General features: G+C 47.7%; 17 protein-coding genes and 1 tRNA gene. 9 read left to right on the plus strand and 9 right to left on the minus strand.

The genetic code is table 11. The features are described from left to right. Positions 1 to 65: 65 nt before the first annotated feature. From L5L77_RS17750 to L5L77_RS17760, 3 genes are all read left to right on the plus strand, one after another. Positions 66 to 142: transfer RNA gene (locus L5L77_RS17750), tRNA-Asp, on the plus strand. 379 nt (positions 143 to 521) lie between these two features. After that, entirely contained in the window at positions 522 to 1034 is a 513-nt protein-coding gene (locus L5L77_RS17755) for a DUF1993 family protein (protein WP_063885021.1), read from the plus strand. A 411-nt stretch (positions 1035 to 1445) separates the two neighbouring features. Beyond that, complete coding sequence (locus tag L5L77_RS17760; protein WP_105251048.1) at positions 1446 to 1655, plus strand: hypothetical protein; 210 nt, start codon at positions 1446 to 1448, stop codon at positions 1653 to 1655. Positions 1656 to 1752: 97 nt separating this feature from the next. Here the strand turns inward: L5L77_RS17760 and L5L77_RS17765 are convergent, their stop codons facing one another. From L5L77_RS17765 to L5L77_RS17795, 7 genes are all read right to left on the minus strand, one after another. Continuing rightward, the gene (locus L5L77_RS17765) at positions 1753 to 2229 is read right to left on the minus strand and encodes a GNAT family N-acetyltransferase (RefSeq protein WP_263186278.1); all 477 of its coding nucleotides are present in this window, start codon (positions 2227 to 2229) and stop codon (positions 1753 to 1755) included. 132 nt (positions 2230 to 2361) lie between these two features. Beyond that, positions 2362 to 3678 carry a sensor histidine kinase gene (locus L5L77_RS17770; protein WP_263186280.1) on the minus strand — a complete coding sequence of 439 codons (1317 nt, stop codon included), beginning with the start codon at positions 3676 to 3678 and terminating at the stop codon, positions 2362 to 2364. A gap of 4 nt (positions 3679 to 3682) precedes the next feature. Then, positions 3683 to 4342: a response regulator transcription factor gene (locus L5L77_RS17775; RefSeq protein ID WP_011787606.1), complete on the minus strand. Its 660-nt coding sequence runs from the start codon at positions 4340 to 4342 to the stop codon at positions 3683 to 3685. Beyond that, positions 4342 to 4608 carry a PepSY domain-containing protein gene (locus tag L5L77_RS17780; RefSeq protein ID WP_263186281.1) on the minus strand — a complete coding sequence of 89 codons (267 nt, stop codon included), beginning with the start codon at positions 4606 to 4608 and terminating at the stop codon, positions 4342 to 4344. Before L5L77_RS17780 ends, L5L77_RS17775 begins: the two co-directional genes overlap by 1 nt. Continuing rightward, positions 4601 to 5164 (minus strand): diheme cytochrome c, encoded by a 564-nt coding sequence (locus tag L5L77_RS17785; protein WP_263186283.1) that lies wholly within the window; start codon positions 5162 to 5164, stop codon positions 4601 to 4603. The genes L5L77_RS17780 and L5L77_RS17785 overlap by 8 nt, the downstream gene beginning before the upstream one ends. Positions 5165 to 5267: 103 nt before the next feature. After that, entirely contained in the window at positions 5268 to 5714 is a 447-nt protein-coding gene (locus L5L77_RS17790; protein ID WP_263186285.1) for a DUF1924 domain-containing protein, read from the minus strand. Between the two features lie 53 nt (positions 5715 to 5767). Beyond that, the gene (locus L5L77_RS17795) at positions 5768 to 6355 is read right to left on the minus strand and encodes a cytochrome b/b6 domain-containing protein (protein ID WP_263193025.1); all 588 of its coding nucleotides are present in this window, start codon (positions 6353 to 6355) and stop codon (positions 5768 to 5770) included. Between the two features lie 216 nt (positions 6356 to 6571). On the opposite strand from L5L77_RS17795, the gene L5L77_RS17800 reads away from it, so the two are divergent. Further along, positions 6572 to 7027, plus strand: a complete 456-nt coding sequence (locus tag L5L77_RS17800) for a DUF2809 domain-containing protein (protein ID WP_263164914.1) — start codon at positions 6572 to 6574, stop codon at positions 7025 to 7027. Between the two features lie 84 nt (positions 7028 to 7111). Continuing rightward, positions 7112 to 7615 carry a hypothetical protein gene (locus tag L5L77_RS17805; protein WP_263164915.1) on the plus strand — a complete coding sequence of 168 codons (504 nt, stop codon included), beginning with the start codon at positions 7112 to 7114 and terminating at the stop codon, positions 7613 to 7615. A gap of 166 nt (positions 7616 to 7781) precedes the next feature. Here the strand turns inward: L5L77_RS17805 and L5L77_RS17810 are convergent, their stop codons facing one another. Next, on the minus strand, positions 7782 to 9302 hold the full coding sequence (locus tag L5L77_RS17810; RefSeq protein ID WP_263164917.1) for an aldehyde dehydrogenase family protein: 1521 nt from the start codon (positions 9300 to 9302) through the stop codon (positions 7782 to 7784). A 380-nt stretch (positions 9303 to 9682) separates the two neighbouring features. On the opposite strand from L5L77_RS17810, the gene L5L77_RS17815 reads away from it, so the two are divergent. The 4 genes from L5L77_RS17815 (at position 9683) to L5L77_RS17830 (ending at position 15225) form a co-directional block, all read left to right on the plus strand. Further along, on the plus strand, positions 9683 to 11584 hold the full coding sequence (locus L5L77_RS17815) for a sigma-54-dependent Fis family transcriptional regulator (protein ID WP_263164919.1): 1902 nt from the start codon (positions 9683 to 9685) through the stop codon (positions 11582 to 11584). Between the two features lie 282 nt (positions 11585 to 11866). Beyond that, entirely contained in the window at positions 11867 to 13387 is a 1521-nt protein-coding gene (locus tag L5L77_RS17820; protein ID WP_317629655.1) for a catalase, read from the plus strand. A gap of 177 nt (positions 13388 to 13564) precedes the next feature. Continuing rightward, positions 13565 to 14071, plus strand: coding sequence for an ankyrin repeat domain-containing protein (locus L5L77_RS17825; RefSeq protein WP_263164920.1), 507 nt, complete (start codon positions 13565 to 13567; stop codon positions 14069 to 14071). Positions 14072 to 14244: 173 nt separating this feature from the next. Beyond that, complete coding sequence (locus L5L77_RS17830; RefSeq protein ID WP_263164923.1) at positions 14245 to 15225, plus strand: MDR family oxidoreductase; 981 nt, start codon at positions 14245 to 14247, stop codon at positions 15223 to 15225. A 93-nt stretch (positions 15226 to 15318) separates the two neighbouring features. Here L5L77_RS17830 and L5L77_RS17835 read toward each other — a convergent pair whose 3' ends face one another. Continuing rightward, complete coding sequence (locus L5L77_RS17835; protein WP_113941371.1) at positions 15319 to 16668, minus strand: ATP-binding protein; 1350 nt, start codon at positions 16666 to 16668, stop codon at positions 15319 to 15321. Positions 16669 to 16672 lie beyond the last annotated feature (4 nt).

Genomic DNA, 16672 nt, shown 5'->3' on the forward strand with positions numbered 1-16672 from the left:
CCCCATGTGAGAGTAGGTCATCGCCAAGCGCCTAATTTAGGTTAACGTGTAGACGTTAAGCTAAAGGAGCGGTAGTTCAGTTGGTTAGAATACCGGCCTGTCACGCCGGGGGTCGCGGGTTCGAGTCCCGTCCGCTCCGCCAACATTAAGAGATAAGCCTCATCGAAAGATGAGGCTTTTTTCGTTATGGCGTCGTGGATAATTCGTGTCAGTGACGCTAATGCTTCGGGCTCGAAGTACATGGTTATCCTCATACTCGGCCATCCCAATTCCTACGAGTGTACGTTATTGTTATTCGGATCAGTCCGAGATAATTTTAATCTCTTAGCTTGTAGCTGACGCTCTATCCCTACTGGTAACGTCTATCTTTTTCTTGTCCTAATTGACTTAATATCGTTTATATTGAAGTATTTATTATTAAGCAGACACTTAAATTCCAAGAATGATTGAAATTGAGTAATTTGCCCCAAGATCGTCTTAAGTGCTGCAGTTTTGTAGCGTCCATCAATGAGGTCTATGCCATGCTTTATGATTTAACGGTTGTACAATTTAGCAAGATGCTGAAAAATTTAAGCGTTATTCTTGAAAAAGGCGAATGCTTCGCAAACCTCAAGAAAGTTGATATGGCGGTTCTATTAAACTCACGTTTAGCGCCGGATCAATTCAATCTTATTCGCCAAGTTCAAATTGCCTGCGATACTGCCAAAATTGGCGTAGCACGTTTGACTGATAACTTAGATACAGTACCAAAGCATGATGATAGCGAGACGACGCTGGCTGAGTTGCAAGCGCGTATTAGCTCGGTTTTGGATTATTTAGCGACGTTTAAAGCGGATGATTTTGCTAATGCGGCCACGATCCATGTCTCACAACCACGATGGGAAGGAAAATATCTTACAGGTTATGAGTTTGCCATTGAGCACGCTATTCCGAACATTTACTTCCATGTAACAACAGCCTACGCGATTTTGCGCCACAACGGTGTTGAAATTGGCAAGAAAGATTACCTCGGCGCTATGCCATATAAGTCGTAAATCTAGGCTAGATGTAGTACTGTTGCGTAGCCTAATTGTTGCGCAGCAGCGCTTTGCCGCTCGAGCTTACCAACCTTTCTGCATTACTACCTGTTCTTTCTCTACCTATGTTATGCCGCTTTGTCGCCGGAAAATTTAGGACTCGTTAGGGTTCTGTTGCGTCGATGAAGTAAATCAATACTCAGTTTTTCATTTCGACCTTATGTCTCGATCGTCTTCATCCTATCAGCATGTATTTAATCTTGTTGGCTTAGGTGAATGATATGGGCCGTAAGTTTATGAGTCGCCAAATTATCTATTACTTAAATAGTGAATGGCGAATTGACTCATTATAAAGATGACCTGTTTGTTCGTTTTGAGCAGGGATTTACTGGAAGAGCCTATTTAAGGTTCTAATTAAAGGAGTTAGCTATGTCTATCGAATCTCAAGCCGTCGAGAGTCCTACGGATGCAACGACAACTGATTTACCGATGAAGAGCAAGAAAGCCAAAAAAGCCGCCATTACCAGTGGTTTGCGTCTCAAAGACAAGTTGACCCAAGACACTCGCCGCCGAATTGAAATTCTGCACGAGCAACGCCAACTATCCAATCGTTTCGGTGTGGATATTGAAATTGACTAAAGCCATTGGCTTGTCGCTAAGTATTGGATATCACATTTAGATATTTAGCCCGCATGTACAGCTTCACGACGTCCGTCGTGAAGCTTGCTCTCTTAACTTAGCAACTTTGCTGACTCAATTCATACTCCATTATCGTGACCATCTCGCCTTTATAATCTTCATGTGAAATCATTGACCAACCCAGCGCTCGATAAAAATCGGCTTTATCTGCAGTAAATAAATAGATTTTCTGTAAACCAATCGCTCTAGCATGCTCAATGACGGCATTGACTAGCAACTTACCTAATCCTTTATTTCGATGGTCTGCATTCACATACACATTGGCGAGCCACGGGCTTAAGTCAGTTCGGCTGTCCATATCTGCGACGATTAATGAAGATGATCCCATCACTTGATTTGCCTGTTCGCAGATAAACATCTTGGGGATGGCGGCGTCAGTAAGGTACTCGCTCATCTGCTCAATGAGTGTGGTGACTGTGGCGTCCGCAGAACTTAAATGTGCCCATTCTTGATGATGCCATTGTGCCAGCTGTGGAATGTGCTGCGGGGCCGATTTTAGGTCGATAACTTTCATATAAATCTCTGGACTTGTGTTATGCAAAGGGCTTAATGGTGCGACATAGTGGCACGAATAATTAAGTCCGTTCGCTGGTCTGAATGATTTGGCGGCAGGATTAATTAAGCACGGTTTGGCTGAGTATACCGCTTAACTTGGGATCGGCAGAAATACGCTGGCTTCGAGTCCACCTTGTTGTGCGTGGCTAAAGCTGAGTTCGCCCTGATAACTGTCGACGATATCTTTACAGATTGATAATCCTAAGCCGTTGCCTTGAATGCTTTCATCTAGCCTAATGCCGCGCTCGATGATAATCGACAATGCGGCATCAGAGACGCCTTCGCCATCATCGCTGACTATGATCCCATAACCTGCGGTGGGAGCCGTTTGATGCACTATACGGATCTCAATGTTCTTGCGGCCATGCTTGCAGGCATTATCCAGCAAGTTGCCTAAGAGTTCGAGTAAGTCATCCCGATCAAACGGCATTACTAAGCCGCTCGTGTAATGGCTGTGAATAATGCGGTCTGGGTAAATGCGCTGCATTACTTGAATCAGCGGCGCAAGATCGTCATCGAGTACGGTATAACGCCCTGGAGTGGACAGGCCGACAATCTTAGTGCGCTTAAGCTCTCTCTCGATGATGTGGTGCAGGTTTGCGAGCACCTTGCTGCCCTCGCTCCGCTGTTCTAGTGGAAGGCTTTCTAGGTAGGACTGCAGCCCTTGTAACGGACGTTTCATTTCGTGGGCTAAGTTACCCAAGGCATTACGGGAGCGTTGTACTCGCTGGCCCAATTGATTGACTAAACGATCTATCTCTTCGATCAGTGGGACTATCTCGCTTGGCACTTGGTCAGGATTGATTTCTTGCCCTTGGGTGCGCATTTGCCGGATAGCTTCTGGCATCTGCTCTAAGGGTTTAAAACCGCGTTTAAGTAATTGATACTGTGCTATTAATAGAATGACAATCGTGAGCAACACGGCTGCGCTGGCAAAGGCTAAAAACTGCACTTGGGTTTGTTCAAGCGAGCTAATATCTTCTGTCACCCACAGGGTAACTAATTGATCATCTTTGATAACGGCCTGACTGAACATCAGCCAATGCTCTTTGCTGACAAACTCAGTGGCTTGGTGTTGCTCACCAGCGGTCAGTTTAGGCATGTTCACGTTATGGTCGAATAGGGAGCGTGAACGCAGAGTTTGCTCGCCGATTTGAATCGCAAAATAATGCCCAGAATTAACCCTGTGGTACACATTGGGCAAGCGGTCTGTGGTGAGCGCCCATGTACCATCGGGATTATGATTCAGGGCGGAGATCAGGCTGTCGGCATCGTGTTGTAGACGCGAAGCGACAAAGTCTTGGGTTAATATTTGGATGCCTTGGTATAGAAAATACAATAACAGCACCATGGCAAAGGTGAGCGTGATCAGCAGATTGCGCGTCAGATAACCCTTGAGTGAATACACGCCTTTACTCCTTGAGTCGATAACCTTGGCCGCGGCGGGTTTCGATATAATCCTTGCCTAAGCGTTGGCGCAGGCGGTTGACGTACACTTCGATGACATTGCTGTCTTTGATTTGATCTTCTTCGTAAATGCGTTCACTGAGCTCTGACTTAGAGACGATTTTGCTGGGATTGACCATTAAGTAATGCAGCAGACGATATTCAATCTTAGTCAGTTCTATCACTGCACCATCAACATTAGTGACGGCTTGTTTGTCGACATCGAGGGAGACGCCTGCATGCTGCAACACATTGTCGGCACGGCCAAAGTGGCGGCGGATCAACACTTCGAGCCTTGCGAGTAGTTCTTCAATGTGAAAAGGCTTGCCGAGGTAATCATCGGCACCCGCCTTGAGGCCATCGACCCGCTCGTGCCACGCATCACGTGCGGTGAGGATCAGCACTGGCATGGCTAAGCCTTTTTGTCGCCATTGGCCGAGGACTTGTAAACCGGGTTTGCCGGGTAAACCGAGATCGAGGATCACGGCTTCGAAGTTTTCTTCTTCGCCTAAAAAGGCGCCATCAATACCGTTATCGGCGTGCTCGACGGTATAACCCGCCTTGTTGAGGGCGGGAATGAGGCGCGCGACCAGATCGGTATCATCTTCAATTAATAGCAAACGCATCAGTCGACCTTTTCCTTTAGCCACTCGCCGGTTTTGGCGTCAATCTTGATTTCATACACTATGCCATCGTCACGAAGGATTTCGAGCTCGTAGATGATCCTTCCATGTTTTTGCTCGACTTCGAGATCGAGTAACCGTCCCTGCAGGCGTGATTCATAGCGTTGCATTATGGTGTCGAAGGGCAAAACTTTGCCCTCCTTAACCCACACGACCACCTTGTTTGAAAGGTCATCGTCGTGGGCATTGCAGCTGGGGCTGCTAATCATCCCAACGGCCAAAGCCAGGAATATTAACGGTATCTTCATCGAATATGCCCTTTTCTGCGAGGTTGTGACAATTGCTGCATTGACTGAATGAGCCGACTTTGGGGTTATCTTGCACCATACGTCTTGGGATCTCATCGTGTTTGCGAATAAAAAATGCCTGTTCTGTGATCTTCTGCGGCCCAGAACCTACGAGCAGCGGCGTGCTGTTTTTCATCACCTTACCATTTTGCGCTGCATGTTGAACCAGATATTCCTCAATTCTGGCAGTGACTTGAGGTTCTAGACTGGCGTTGTCACCAAAGTGATTATCAAGATTTGCGGTAATGGCGCGCCACTTGTCGGCGGGGAGTAAGTTTGCGGGATAAGCCATGTGGCAGCTACCACATTCCGCCGTGTATTCCGCATTCTGTGGAATGGCGCGGCTGAGCTCGCGGCCATCGTCCGCATAGCCTGTGCCAGTTAAGGTTAGGCTGATGCCGATAACGCCAATGGCTAATGCCGCGGCTGTGAGTGATGAGCCGAGGAGCCAGCTAATAGGGTGTGCTTGTTGAGTCATGACATCTTCCTTTTTGTGCCGTTACCTTCTGTGGAAGGTATTGAAATTAATTGATCTAATTAAATGAGCTAATTGAATGAGTGATACGGTCGACATTTGGCGGTTATTGCAGGCTTAACCAGAGTAAGGCATCGCCTTTTTCCTGCGGCGTGCAGTCGCGTTTAAAGGTCCAGTTACAGTTACGGGTAAACCATTTCTCGATTTTGGCTGAGTCGGTTAACCGATCTGCGGTAATCGACGGCGCCATAGGGTCAATGGGTTTACGGGTATTTTGGTGCATGCCCATGTCGGTGACTTTGGCGGTATGGCAACTGGCGCAGCTGCGACCGTCCATGTCCTGTAGCCAAAGCTTTTGTCCTGCGGCGGCGCTAAAGGGTCCTGCGCCTTGGGCTTGATAGCGTTGCAGTTGCGTGCCGATGCGCTCGGCGCTAAGTGGCAGGCTTTGCACTTTACTGTTGACGGCGCTAACGCTAAGGCTAGTCAGCAGCAAGGTGGAAATTGCGACGATAGCAAGGCGACTTTTATTCGTGTGTCTGGTTAATCTGTTCATAGGGCATTCCTTTTGGGCTGGATATCTTATTGCTAAGCAAAATGGCTAATGGATTAATCTTTTTGTTCCACAGGGCGTTGTTTCTTGCCCGTGACCATGGCTCTGACTAAGTTTTCTTTGTGTAACAGGCTGCTGACGATGACGCCGCCAACATGGATGACCACAAGGAACACGGTGAAGTTGGCAAAGAATTCATGGACTTCTTTTATGGCGCCTTCGGGCCAAGTGGCGAAAAAGCTCGTAGCTAATGGGCCGTGTCCGTCGGTGGCGTACAGCGCCATGCCTGAGAATCCCGTGATGGCTATGCTGGCAATCAAGGCCACTATCATCATTGCCCCTGCGGGGTTATGGCCTATGTAGTCTTTGGCTTTGCCTGTGACGAGTCCTTTGAGGTACACCAGTACTTCTTTAGGGCGAGTGATAAAGTTGCTAAAGCGCGCATTGTGGGTACCCATCACGCCCCACAGCAGGCGAAACACCAGTAAAATTAAGATGCTATAACCTGCGTAACTGTGGATGGTCATCCACTCGTCTTCGCCTTCAGTGAGGTAGGCTAAGGTAAAAAAGCCGACGAGTGACCAATGGAATATGCGGATCAACAGGTCCCAGACTTTGATGGTTTGCAGTGTGTTTGATGACATGGTGTGACGCTCCTAAGTGGGTTTAGGTGTAGGCTACTTAACCCAAACTTAAACCTCGCTTAAATTTTGAGGCGCAAACATTTATCTAATTGATGGGGGTGAGTGGTGCGCTTGCTCGTGTGGCGAGTCTTAAATGTCAACGAAAACTCACTTGTTAACCTATTGGTATTACGGTAAATTCTGCCATCTCAACTGAGTGAAGGGATTAACTTATTTATGTCTACCGCCGTTATGCGCGCTTTCATCAGCCGCAATTCGAGTCGTAAATCCTTTTGTATTTATGCCGTTTTATTATTTTTGACCGAAGTCTTAATCGCCTTATATGCACCTGCGGGTTTTATCCGTGGTTTTGTGGGCGATGTATTGGTGGTGATCTTACTGTTTTGCATGGTGCGCGTTGTTGTACCCCCAGTAGTCAATCTGGTAGCCAATAGTAAAGACGAGGGTATTAAACGCTTTTTTCAAACGCCTTGGCTGGCGTTGGCGGTATTGCTGTTTGCCTTTGCCATCGAGTTTGGCCAATATTGGGGCTTAGTCGATAAGCTGGGCTTGGGCGGAAATCGCTTGGCGCGAATAGTGATAGGTAGCCATTTTGATCCACTTGATCTCGTGGCGTATTTTGTCGGCTATTTGATCTTACTGGGCTGTTATTGGAAAAGCCGTCAGTCCTAGTGATTTGAATCCGCAAGAGCCGCGTGACGTGTGTTTTCGCGGATAGGTAGGCGAGATAGGTAGGCGAGCTAAGTGGGGTAAGGGATGCAGCCGATAACGGGGTTTTCACTGCTAACAGAGCATGCCGATGGGTTTGAGCCTAATCCACTGAAAATACCCTTGTATTTCAATGGTAAACCTACTCACACTTTTATTGCAGGCCTAGTGATTGAAGGCCAATACCGCTGCGTTTTACCCAATAAAACCTTGGGGTATTTGGTCATCACTTCTTTCGATTGTCCCTTCGAAGAATCGACCGAGTTTAGTCTGCTTGATGAAGGGTTTCAGCTCATTGCGACAACCTCTTTGGCGCAAATGTACGATTCTTTTCTGCTTTATGCCCATTGGCCTATGACGGATAACCGACTGAGATTGCACTATTACGGTCAGTTTGTGCTGGATTTAGTGATGACAACGGGCAGTTCTTGGTTACCTTTTCAGCCAAAACTTAAACTGGTTGAAGTTGTCGATCCCCAAAGCGATCCACAAACAGCCTCATCTCTTGCTGAATTAGCTCAGCGTTTAGCGCGGATTGATAATATAAACTGAGTGAGGTTTGAATTAAATTCAGTTAAAAAAGAAAGGGCTATTCGCCCTTTCATGTTTATCACTTGTATCGATTACTCATGCGGAAAGTTTTATAAGCTTGCTTGCAAAGACGTTTAAAAACCTAATAAAAGCTTCCTCACATCAGCTTGTTTGAGCCCCAAAAACCTTAGAAGAAACCTAAAGGATTAACATCGTAACTCACCAAGAGATTCTTGGTATTTTGATAGTGGTTGAGCATCATTTTATGGGTTTCGCGGCCAATGCCGGATTTTTTGTATCCACCAAAGGCGGCATGGGCAGGATAGGCGTGGTAACAGTTAATCCACACGCGGCCAGCTTGAATGCCACGTCCCATACGTTGAGCCGTGTTCATGTCCCGTGTCCACACACCAGCACCTAGGCCGTACTCAGTATCGTTCGCGATCGCTAAGGCTTCGGCTTCATCTTTAAAGGTGGTGACCGAAATGACGGGGCCGAAGATCTCCTCTTGGAAGATACGCATCTTATTGTGGCCTTTCATAATCGTCGGGCTGATGTAATAACCTTCGCTTTGGCCTCCATCGAGTTGGCAAAGTGTGCCGCCCAGTAGCACTTCTGCACCTTCAGCCTTACCTATGGCTAAGTAACTTAAGATTTTATCGAACTGTTCTTTAGAGGCTTGAGCGCCAACTTGAGTGTCGGTATCCAAGGGATCGCCTTGCTTAATGGTTTGCGCACGGGCGAGCACTTTTTCGATAAAGCGCTCGAAAATCGATTCTTGGACTAGCACCCGAGATGGGCAGGTACAGACTTCACCTTGGTTAAAGAAGGCCAACAACATACCTTCGACGGCTTTATTTAAATATTCGTCCTCATGGTCCATCACATCGGCAAAAAACACGTTAGGCGACTTACCGCCAAGCTCAACGGTCGATGGAATTAAGGATTCGGCGGCGCATTTTAAAATGTGATAGCCAATTTCGGTGGAGCCCGTAAAGGCCAATTTAGCGATGCGTTTGCTGGTGGCCAAAGCTTGTCCTGCTTCGGCGCCAAAGCCGTTGACTACGTTAAGAATACCCGCGGGTAATAGGTCTTCAATCAGCTCGAGCAAGACCAGAATCGAGACTGGCGTCTGCTCCGCAGGCTTGAGTACCACACAGTTACCCGCCGCCAGCGCAGGAGCGATTTTCCATGCCGCCATCAAGAGCGGGAAGTTCCAAGGAATGATCTGCCCGACCACGCCCAAAGGCTCTGGGAAGTGATAGCTGACTGTGTTGCCGTCGATATCGGCGGCGCTGCCTTCCTGTGCGCGGATGCAACCGGCAAAGTAGCGGAAGTGATCGACGAATAAGGGCAAATCGGCATTTAAGGTTTCACGCACCGCTTTACCGTTTTCCCAGGTTTCGGCGACGGCTAAGTATTCGAGATTTTGTTCGACCCGATCGGCAATGCGCAGTAACAGGTTTGAGCGCTCGGTGACTGAGGTTTTACCCCATGCTTCTTTCGCTGCGTGGGCTGCATCTAATGCTAATTCAATATCTTGGGCATCGGAGCGTGGGATTTGGCAAAAATTTTGGCCATTCACGGGGGAGCGATTGTCGAAGTATTTGCCATTGACTGGGGCGACCCATTTTCCGCCGATAAAGTTGGCGTATTTTTCTTTGAAGTTAACGATTGCGCCTGCGGTTCCGGGTTGAGCATAAATCATAGAATCATTCCTTCTTGTGGATGGCATGCTGGGCGTTGGCGATTTTTACGCTCTTGGCTTCAGCAAGGGAGTCTTGTTGATGCATCTCTGCTGGATGCCTTTTTAAATATTTTCGTTTTGCTTTAAGCCAATCCTATTGATTGACTTAGTGTTCTCTTATGCAACACCTGAGGCTTGCATACCAAGGGTGCATCGCAAGGAGAGTGCCAAACTGGCAGGAGTTGTACACTTGTTGTGCTAACAGTATGATGAAAAGCTAATTTTGCAGATTTGAATAAGTATGGGCACTCAGGGAGAGAAGTGTGTCCTGTGGTTACTTTGTCATTGAGTGGCACACAGCAATTGTGCCGAAACGGAACACAGCTCTGGGGAGCACGGCTATGGCAGTTAAACCGCATTTACCATCGACACAGGCGTGGTTGGCCGATTCGTGGCAGCGCAGCATTGGCGCTGGCTTGTCAGAATTTCAGTTACCCCAGGAGCTAAGGCTCGATGCCTGCGAACTAAAGCAGAAACATGAGCAATATCAGATGCTCATAGCATTAGTACAATCTCATGCCTTGCCCTTGTTCAATCAGTTGATGGCGCATTCTAATAGCCGACTCTTGCTCAGCGATGCCGAGGGTTATGTGCTCAGGCATTGGGGCGTGAGCCGTTACTCCACAAAACTGGCGAATGTAGCTCTGGATATTGGGGTGAATTGGCTTGAGCAGCACAAGGGCACCAATGCGATAGGGACGGCACTTACCGCCAAACAAGCCGTATCTGTAGTGGGTGAGCAACATTTTATTCGCCAGAATCGTTTTATGAGTTGCACTGCTTGCCCTATATTTTCCCCCCAAGGTGAGATGCTCGGGGTGATTGATATCACCAGCGAGCAGCAAAGGCACACCCAGCAGACGCTGATGTTAGTGTCCAGTTTGGCGCAGCAGGTCGAGACCGCGCTTTTGTGCCATCTGCCCGATAGTCATTATCGAATCGATTTAGCGGCGCAGCCAAATCTGTTGAATTCGGGTTGGCAGGGCATAGTGATTGCCGATAGTGATGGTCGCATCGTGGGTTGTAATCCCATGGCGAAACAATTGCTTAATCATGCCAAGGTGGGCGATGCCGTCGAACAGTACTTAGGCGATAATTGGAGCCGTGCGGGTGGCTTTAATCAACATTTAGCTTTGCATTTACAGACTCAATCCTTAAATATTCCCAGCGCTAAGGGTCGAGTTGCGATTAGCAATAAATCGCTCAATCAATTGGGGGTGCGGTTTCGCGATCCTCAACTTGAGCGCGCATGGCAACATGCCAATAAGGTGATCACCAAGCAAATTCCGCTGTTAGTGCTCGGAGAAACGGGCGTCGGTAAAGAGCAGTTTGTTAAAAAGCTCCATGCCCAGAGTGCGCGTCGCACCGAGCCTTTAGTGGCAGTGAACTGCGCCGCATTGCCCGCTGAATTAGTCGAATCTGAACTTTTTGGTTATCAGGCAGGCGCTTTTACTGGGGCAAACCGCACTGGATTTATCGGTAAAATTCGCCAAGCCCACGGCGGCTTTTTATTTTTAGATGAGATCGGTGAAATGCCGCTGGCGGCCCAGAGTCGTTTACTCAGAGTATTGCAAGAGCGCGAAGTGGTACCCGTTGGCAGTAATCAAAGCTTTAAAGTCGATATCCAAATCATTGCCGCAACCCATATGGAATTAGAACAACAGGTGGCTCAAGGGCTGTTTCGACAGGATCTGTTCTACCGACTCAATGGCTTGCAAGTGCGCTTGCCTGCGCTGCGGGAGCGGCTGGATATCGAGCGTATTATCCACAAATTACACCGTAAACATCGTATCGCCGCGCAGGATATCTGCCCAGAACTGTTAGGGAAAATGATGCAATACGACTGGCCGGGGAATTTGCGTGAGCTGGATAACCTCATGCAAGTCGCTTGCTTGATGGCAGAAGGGGACAATACCCTCAATTGGCAACATTTACCCGATTATCTGGCGGCCAAACTCACATGCGAGCCGTTAAAAGGAGACCTGTTACAAGCTGCATCTTTATGTGAAGAATTTAAAGAGGTAAGTGGTCAACCTTCTGCATCACCCCTGCCAAGTGGTAAGTTCGCAGTGGAGCCGAATGTCACACAGGTTCAATCGGATTCCCTAAATGAGGCGATTTATAGCAATGTGCTGCAGGCATTTCAGGCCTGTAATGGCAATGTGAGCCAATGCGCTAAACGCTTAGGGATCAGCCGTAATGCCTTGTACCGTCGATTAAAACAGATGGGGCTTAAGGATTAATGCTAGCTTACGGCTCTTGTTGTGAAGCTCAATCAATCGCTAAATATCTCTTAATCACCCCACGTTTATCCACTTCGCAATAGACTAAAACCGAGGGGTTTTAGTCAACAATCTCTAGCTTCAGTATCTGACAATGTGACTTTTTGTTGTTGCCAATTTATGTCTAATAGGTTTTATTGATTCGTATAATCGATAAAGATCGTTTCTTCTAATTACAAATTCAGAACTATACTGCGGGCAGGCAGAAAAGAGCTTGGCGTTATGCATAGAAGAGGAACTGTTATGCATCTTACTAAAAGCCTTTTAATTATTTCTATGGGTCTGACATTGAATGTACAGGCTCAAACTTTACCAACAAATACCCTGACACGTGACAATGGTGCACCTGTGGGTGATAACCAAAACTCGGCCACAGCGGGCAGTAATGGCAGCGTGTTATTGCAAGATGTGCAGCTTATCCAGAAGCTACAACGCTTTGCCCGTGAACGTATTCCTGAGCGTGTCGTCCACGCCAGAGGCACAGGTGTTCATGGTGAGTTTGTATCGAGTGGCGATTTTAGTAACCTAACCCAAGCGGCACCCTTTGCACAAAAAGGTAAAGTGACGCCCGTATTTGTGCGCTTTTCTACCGTGATCCACTCGAAAGGTTCGCCAGAAACGCTGCGTGATCCCCGTGGGTTTGCGACCAAATTTTATTCGGACCAAGGTAACTGGGACTTAGTAGGTAATAACTTACCCGTATTCTTCATTCGCGATGCGGTCAAGTTTCCTGACATGGTGCATTCACTCAAACCATCGCCAGTGACTAATATGCAAGATCCGAATCGTTTCTTCGATTTTTTCAGTCACGAAGCGGGTTCAACCCATATGTTGACTCAGGTTTACAGTAACTTAGGTGTACCTGCCAGTTATCGTGAAATGGACGGTTTCGGTGTGCATGCGTACAAATTTGTGAATCGAGATAACCAAGTTAAATACGTGAAATTTAACTGGAAGAGTCTGCAAGGTGTTAAAGGCTTACGTCCCGATGAAGTGGTTAAAGTCCAAGGGCAAAACTTTAACCATTTAACCGATGATCTTTATAGTGAGATCAACAAGGGTAACTATCCTAAGTGGGATCTGTACGTTCAATTACTCGACCCGACTGAGCTTAATAAGTTTGATTACAACCCGTTAGACGCCACTAAGGTGTGGCTAGATGTGCCAGAACAAAAAGTGGGCACTATGACGCTGAACCGCATGCCTGCAAACTTCTTCCAAGAGACTGAGCAAGCGGCATTTGCGCCATCGAATTTGATCCCAGGGATTGAGCCTTCGGAAGACAGATTACTGCAAGGCCGCATGTTCTCCTACGCCGATACTCAGCTGTATCGACTCGGCGCGAATTTGTCGCAATTGCCGATTAATAAACCCTTAGTGGCGGTGGCAAACCACAACCAAGAAGGTGCGGGCAATATGGGGCATACCCAGTCCGATGTGAACTATCAACCGAGCGTACATTTAGCCTTGGCCGAAGATAATCGTTATCGTGCGGTAACAACTGCGCTGACGGGGACTGTGCAACAAACGGCTATTAGCAAGCAGGATAACTTTAGCCAAGCGGGCGTATTTTATCGCAGCTTGAGCAAGCAAGATAGAGCAGATCTGATCACTAACTTGGCCGGTGACTTAGGCAAAGTGAACGATACCAATGTGAAACATCAGATGCTCAGTCACTTTTATCGTGCAGACCCAGAGTTTGGCGAGCGTTTAACCAAGGCCGTAAAGGGTGATCTGGCCGAGGTTAAACAGCGTTCAATCTGATGTCGTTATTTTTAGGACAGTTTGGGTCGCAGAGATTTGCGCGTTAACAGTCCGAACCCAGTAAGTCCCGCAAGACGTAAACAAGCTCTTTTCTGCCCAGTTTAAGAGGGCGTCTTGCGGGCATTTCGTCACCTCTTATTGTTTAAATCTCTATTTTAGCTGTGCTGGAAGCCATTGATGAAACACACTATTGCTATCTTATTATTGATTATTGTGGCCCTGAGTATGTCGGTGGCAATGGGGGCCGGTTCGGCTCAGACACCCGCAACTGTGAGTCAAACGGACGAGCCCGATACCGCACAAGTACAATTGCTGGTGGACTACTTTTTTGCTGCAGCGCGTACCGGCGATATCACAGTGCTTGAGCATTTTCTCGATGCGGGCTTCCCTATTGACCAGAGAAATAGTCAAACCTATACCGCGCTAATGGTGGCGGCTTATAACGGCCAAGAGGCTGCAACGGATTTATTGCTTGAGCATGGTGCTAATGCTTGTTTGCAAGATAAGCGTGGTAATACGGCAATGATGGGCGCTGTGATTAAGGCCGAATTCACTATCGTAAAGCGGCTATACGCGAAAGAATGCGATGCGAACCTAACGAATAATGCCGGAATGACCTTGACTGAGTTTGCCCGCTACTGGGGTCAAAGCGGCGCTTTACAGCAGGCGAGTTTAAAGCAATAAAGACGCTAGATCTTGCCATCTCTTGCGCTCGATCACTCTTGGTCATTATCTTTAATCTGTTTAGATCTCAGCATTTACTATTAGCAATAAGTCTGCTTGTTAATGATGTCTATGCCTTTTATGGTAACTTTTTGAATATCGTTTAATACGGTTTGGCCTTCGGAGAGCGATTTATGTTTGATGCCTTACTACTGACGCAAGAAGATAAACGTACGTTTGCTCAAGTTTCACAAATCACAGAAGCTGATTTGCCAGAAGGGGAAGTCTTGGTTGATGTCGCCTATTCCTCGCTGAATTATAAAGATGGTTTAGCTGTTACTGGTGCTGGCAAAATCATTCGTCAGTTTCCTATGGTACCAGGCATCGATTTTGCGGGCGTGGTGCGCGAATCGACGGATGCAAGATACCAAGTTGGCGATCAGGTGATTTTGACGGGCTGGGGCGTGGGCGAAAACCACTGGGGTGGTATGGCGCAAAAAGCGCGAGTTAAAGCCGACTGGCTAGTGCCCATGCCGCAAGGTTGTGATGCCGCTAAATCCATGATGATAGGTACGGCCGGGCTTACGGCTATGTTGTGCGTGCAAGCGCTGCAACAGGCTGGGATAACACCGCAAAGTGGGGATATTCTTGTCACAGGTGCCAGTGGTGGTGTGGGTTCTGTGGCGGTGACTTTGCTCGCCAATGCTGGCTATCGTGTGGTCGCCTGCAGTGGTCGAGTTGAACAGAATGCGCCTTTATTGAAGGAGCTTGGCGCCGCAGAAGTGATTGATCGCAGTGAGCTTGAACAAGATGCTAAGCCGCTTGAGGCGCAGCGCTGGGCGGGTGTGGTCGATACCGTTGGCAACAAGATCCTCGCCAAAGCATTAGCGCAAATGCAATACGGTGGTGCAGCCGCTATCTGTGGTTTAGCGGGCGGTTTTGCATTACCTACAACCGTTATGCCGTTTATTTTACGGGGTGTTAGCCTACTGGGAATCGACTCCGTTTCTTGTCCATTTGAGAAGCGAAAAGCGGCGTGGGAAGCTGTGATTAAAGCACTACCCGAACATTTTTATCAGCAAGCTTGTCAGCAGATATCACTGGCAGAGGTGCCTGATTTCGCGAATAAAATTATCCAAGGCCAAGTCACTGGACGTGTATTAGTTAAGCTGTAATCCCGTTTCCTACGTTTTAACACGATGGCAACACTGAGGTGTTGCCAATTACGACTAATTAGTTCTGCCTCCTGTACTTGTTCTTCATATCGGCTATTTCGGCAGTGTAATCGTCACTTTAAGGCCCGTTGGTATACGGTTCTCGGCTTTAATCTTACCTTTGTGGGCGGTAATCGCCGCTTCAGTGATTGCCAGCCCAAGTCCCCAGCCGCCACTTTCTCTCTGTCTTGCCGAGTCGGGGCGGTAGAAAGGTTTAAAAATGGCATCGAGTTCGGCGGCATCTATGCCAGGTCCATCGTCTTTTATGGTAATTTGTACTTGATCAGCCGTCGCACTCGCCTGCAGGTGAATATCGCTTGCGGCATAACGGATCGCGTTACGCAGCAGGTTTTCAATCGCGCGGGAAAGTGATTTAGGAAAATGCGCTAACTCAATTTCTTCATCGATATCGATAGTAATGCTTTTACCTTGCTGTTCTGCTTCAAATTCCGCATCGTCCAATACTTGGCTCAGGGATTCGGCCAAGCCTAAATGTACTTTAGTTTCGTTAGTACTGAGCTTGACCCGCGAGAGCTCTAACAATTCACTGATAAGTTTTTCGAGTTGCTCAGCTTCATAACCTATGCGTTCCGTTTCGGTGGTCTGCTGACCTTTTTTACGGGCGAGGGCAAGGGATAACTGTAGCCGCGTCAATGGGGTGCGTAGTTCATGGGAAATATCCCCCATGAGCCGCTGCTGATTATTAACCATAGCTTCGATGGAGTCGGCCATGCTGTTAAAAGCCGTGGCGAGCTGACCAATTTCATCGTTGCGCTGAGTGGTGGACTTATCGACTCGGTGACTTAAGTCGCCCTCTGCGAGGGCATTAGCACTCTTTTTAAGTGAATTTAATGCCTTACCTAAATGCCACGCGAGCAAGCCACATAATAATCCCGAAAGGAAAATCGCTAGGCTTAAGGTTAATAACTTATTTTCGGCGAAGAAGAAGAACCAAGGCCGTGGATGGTTATCTGGTAGGCGACCATAAAGTGAATAGGTTTCAGCGCCCAGATTAAATTGATAGGGACCAAACACCAGCTCATCTTTAAACTGATGGCTAATCGGTTGTTTTTCTTCATCTGCCATCAGCATAAAGCTGCGTACACCGCGACTCACCCTATGGGTGTTGATCACTTGGCCTTGGCTGTTGACAAGATAGACCCGCAGAGGTTTGCCTTCCATGTCTCTGTGTCTTTCCCAGCGCCGAAGAAAATCGGATTCCAGTAGGGCGGGGTTTTCTTGAATGCGCTTAGCTATCGTCGATAGGACTTTTTCAAGGTGAGGTGGCAGTGGCGCACGGTCGTGATTTTGTTGCAGCAATGGTAGCAGACCCACTAAGGCAATTATTAGCGAGCTGCAAAGCCAAAATCCGAGCAATAATTTGATAAATAAACGATTAGGCACAGTC

Source organism: Shewanella sp. SM29, from assembly GCF_025654245.1.
GTDB lineage: Bacteria > Pseudomonadota > Gammaproteobacteria > Enterobacterales > Shewanellaceae > Shewanella > Shewanella oncorhynchi.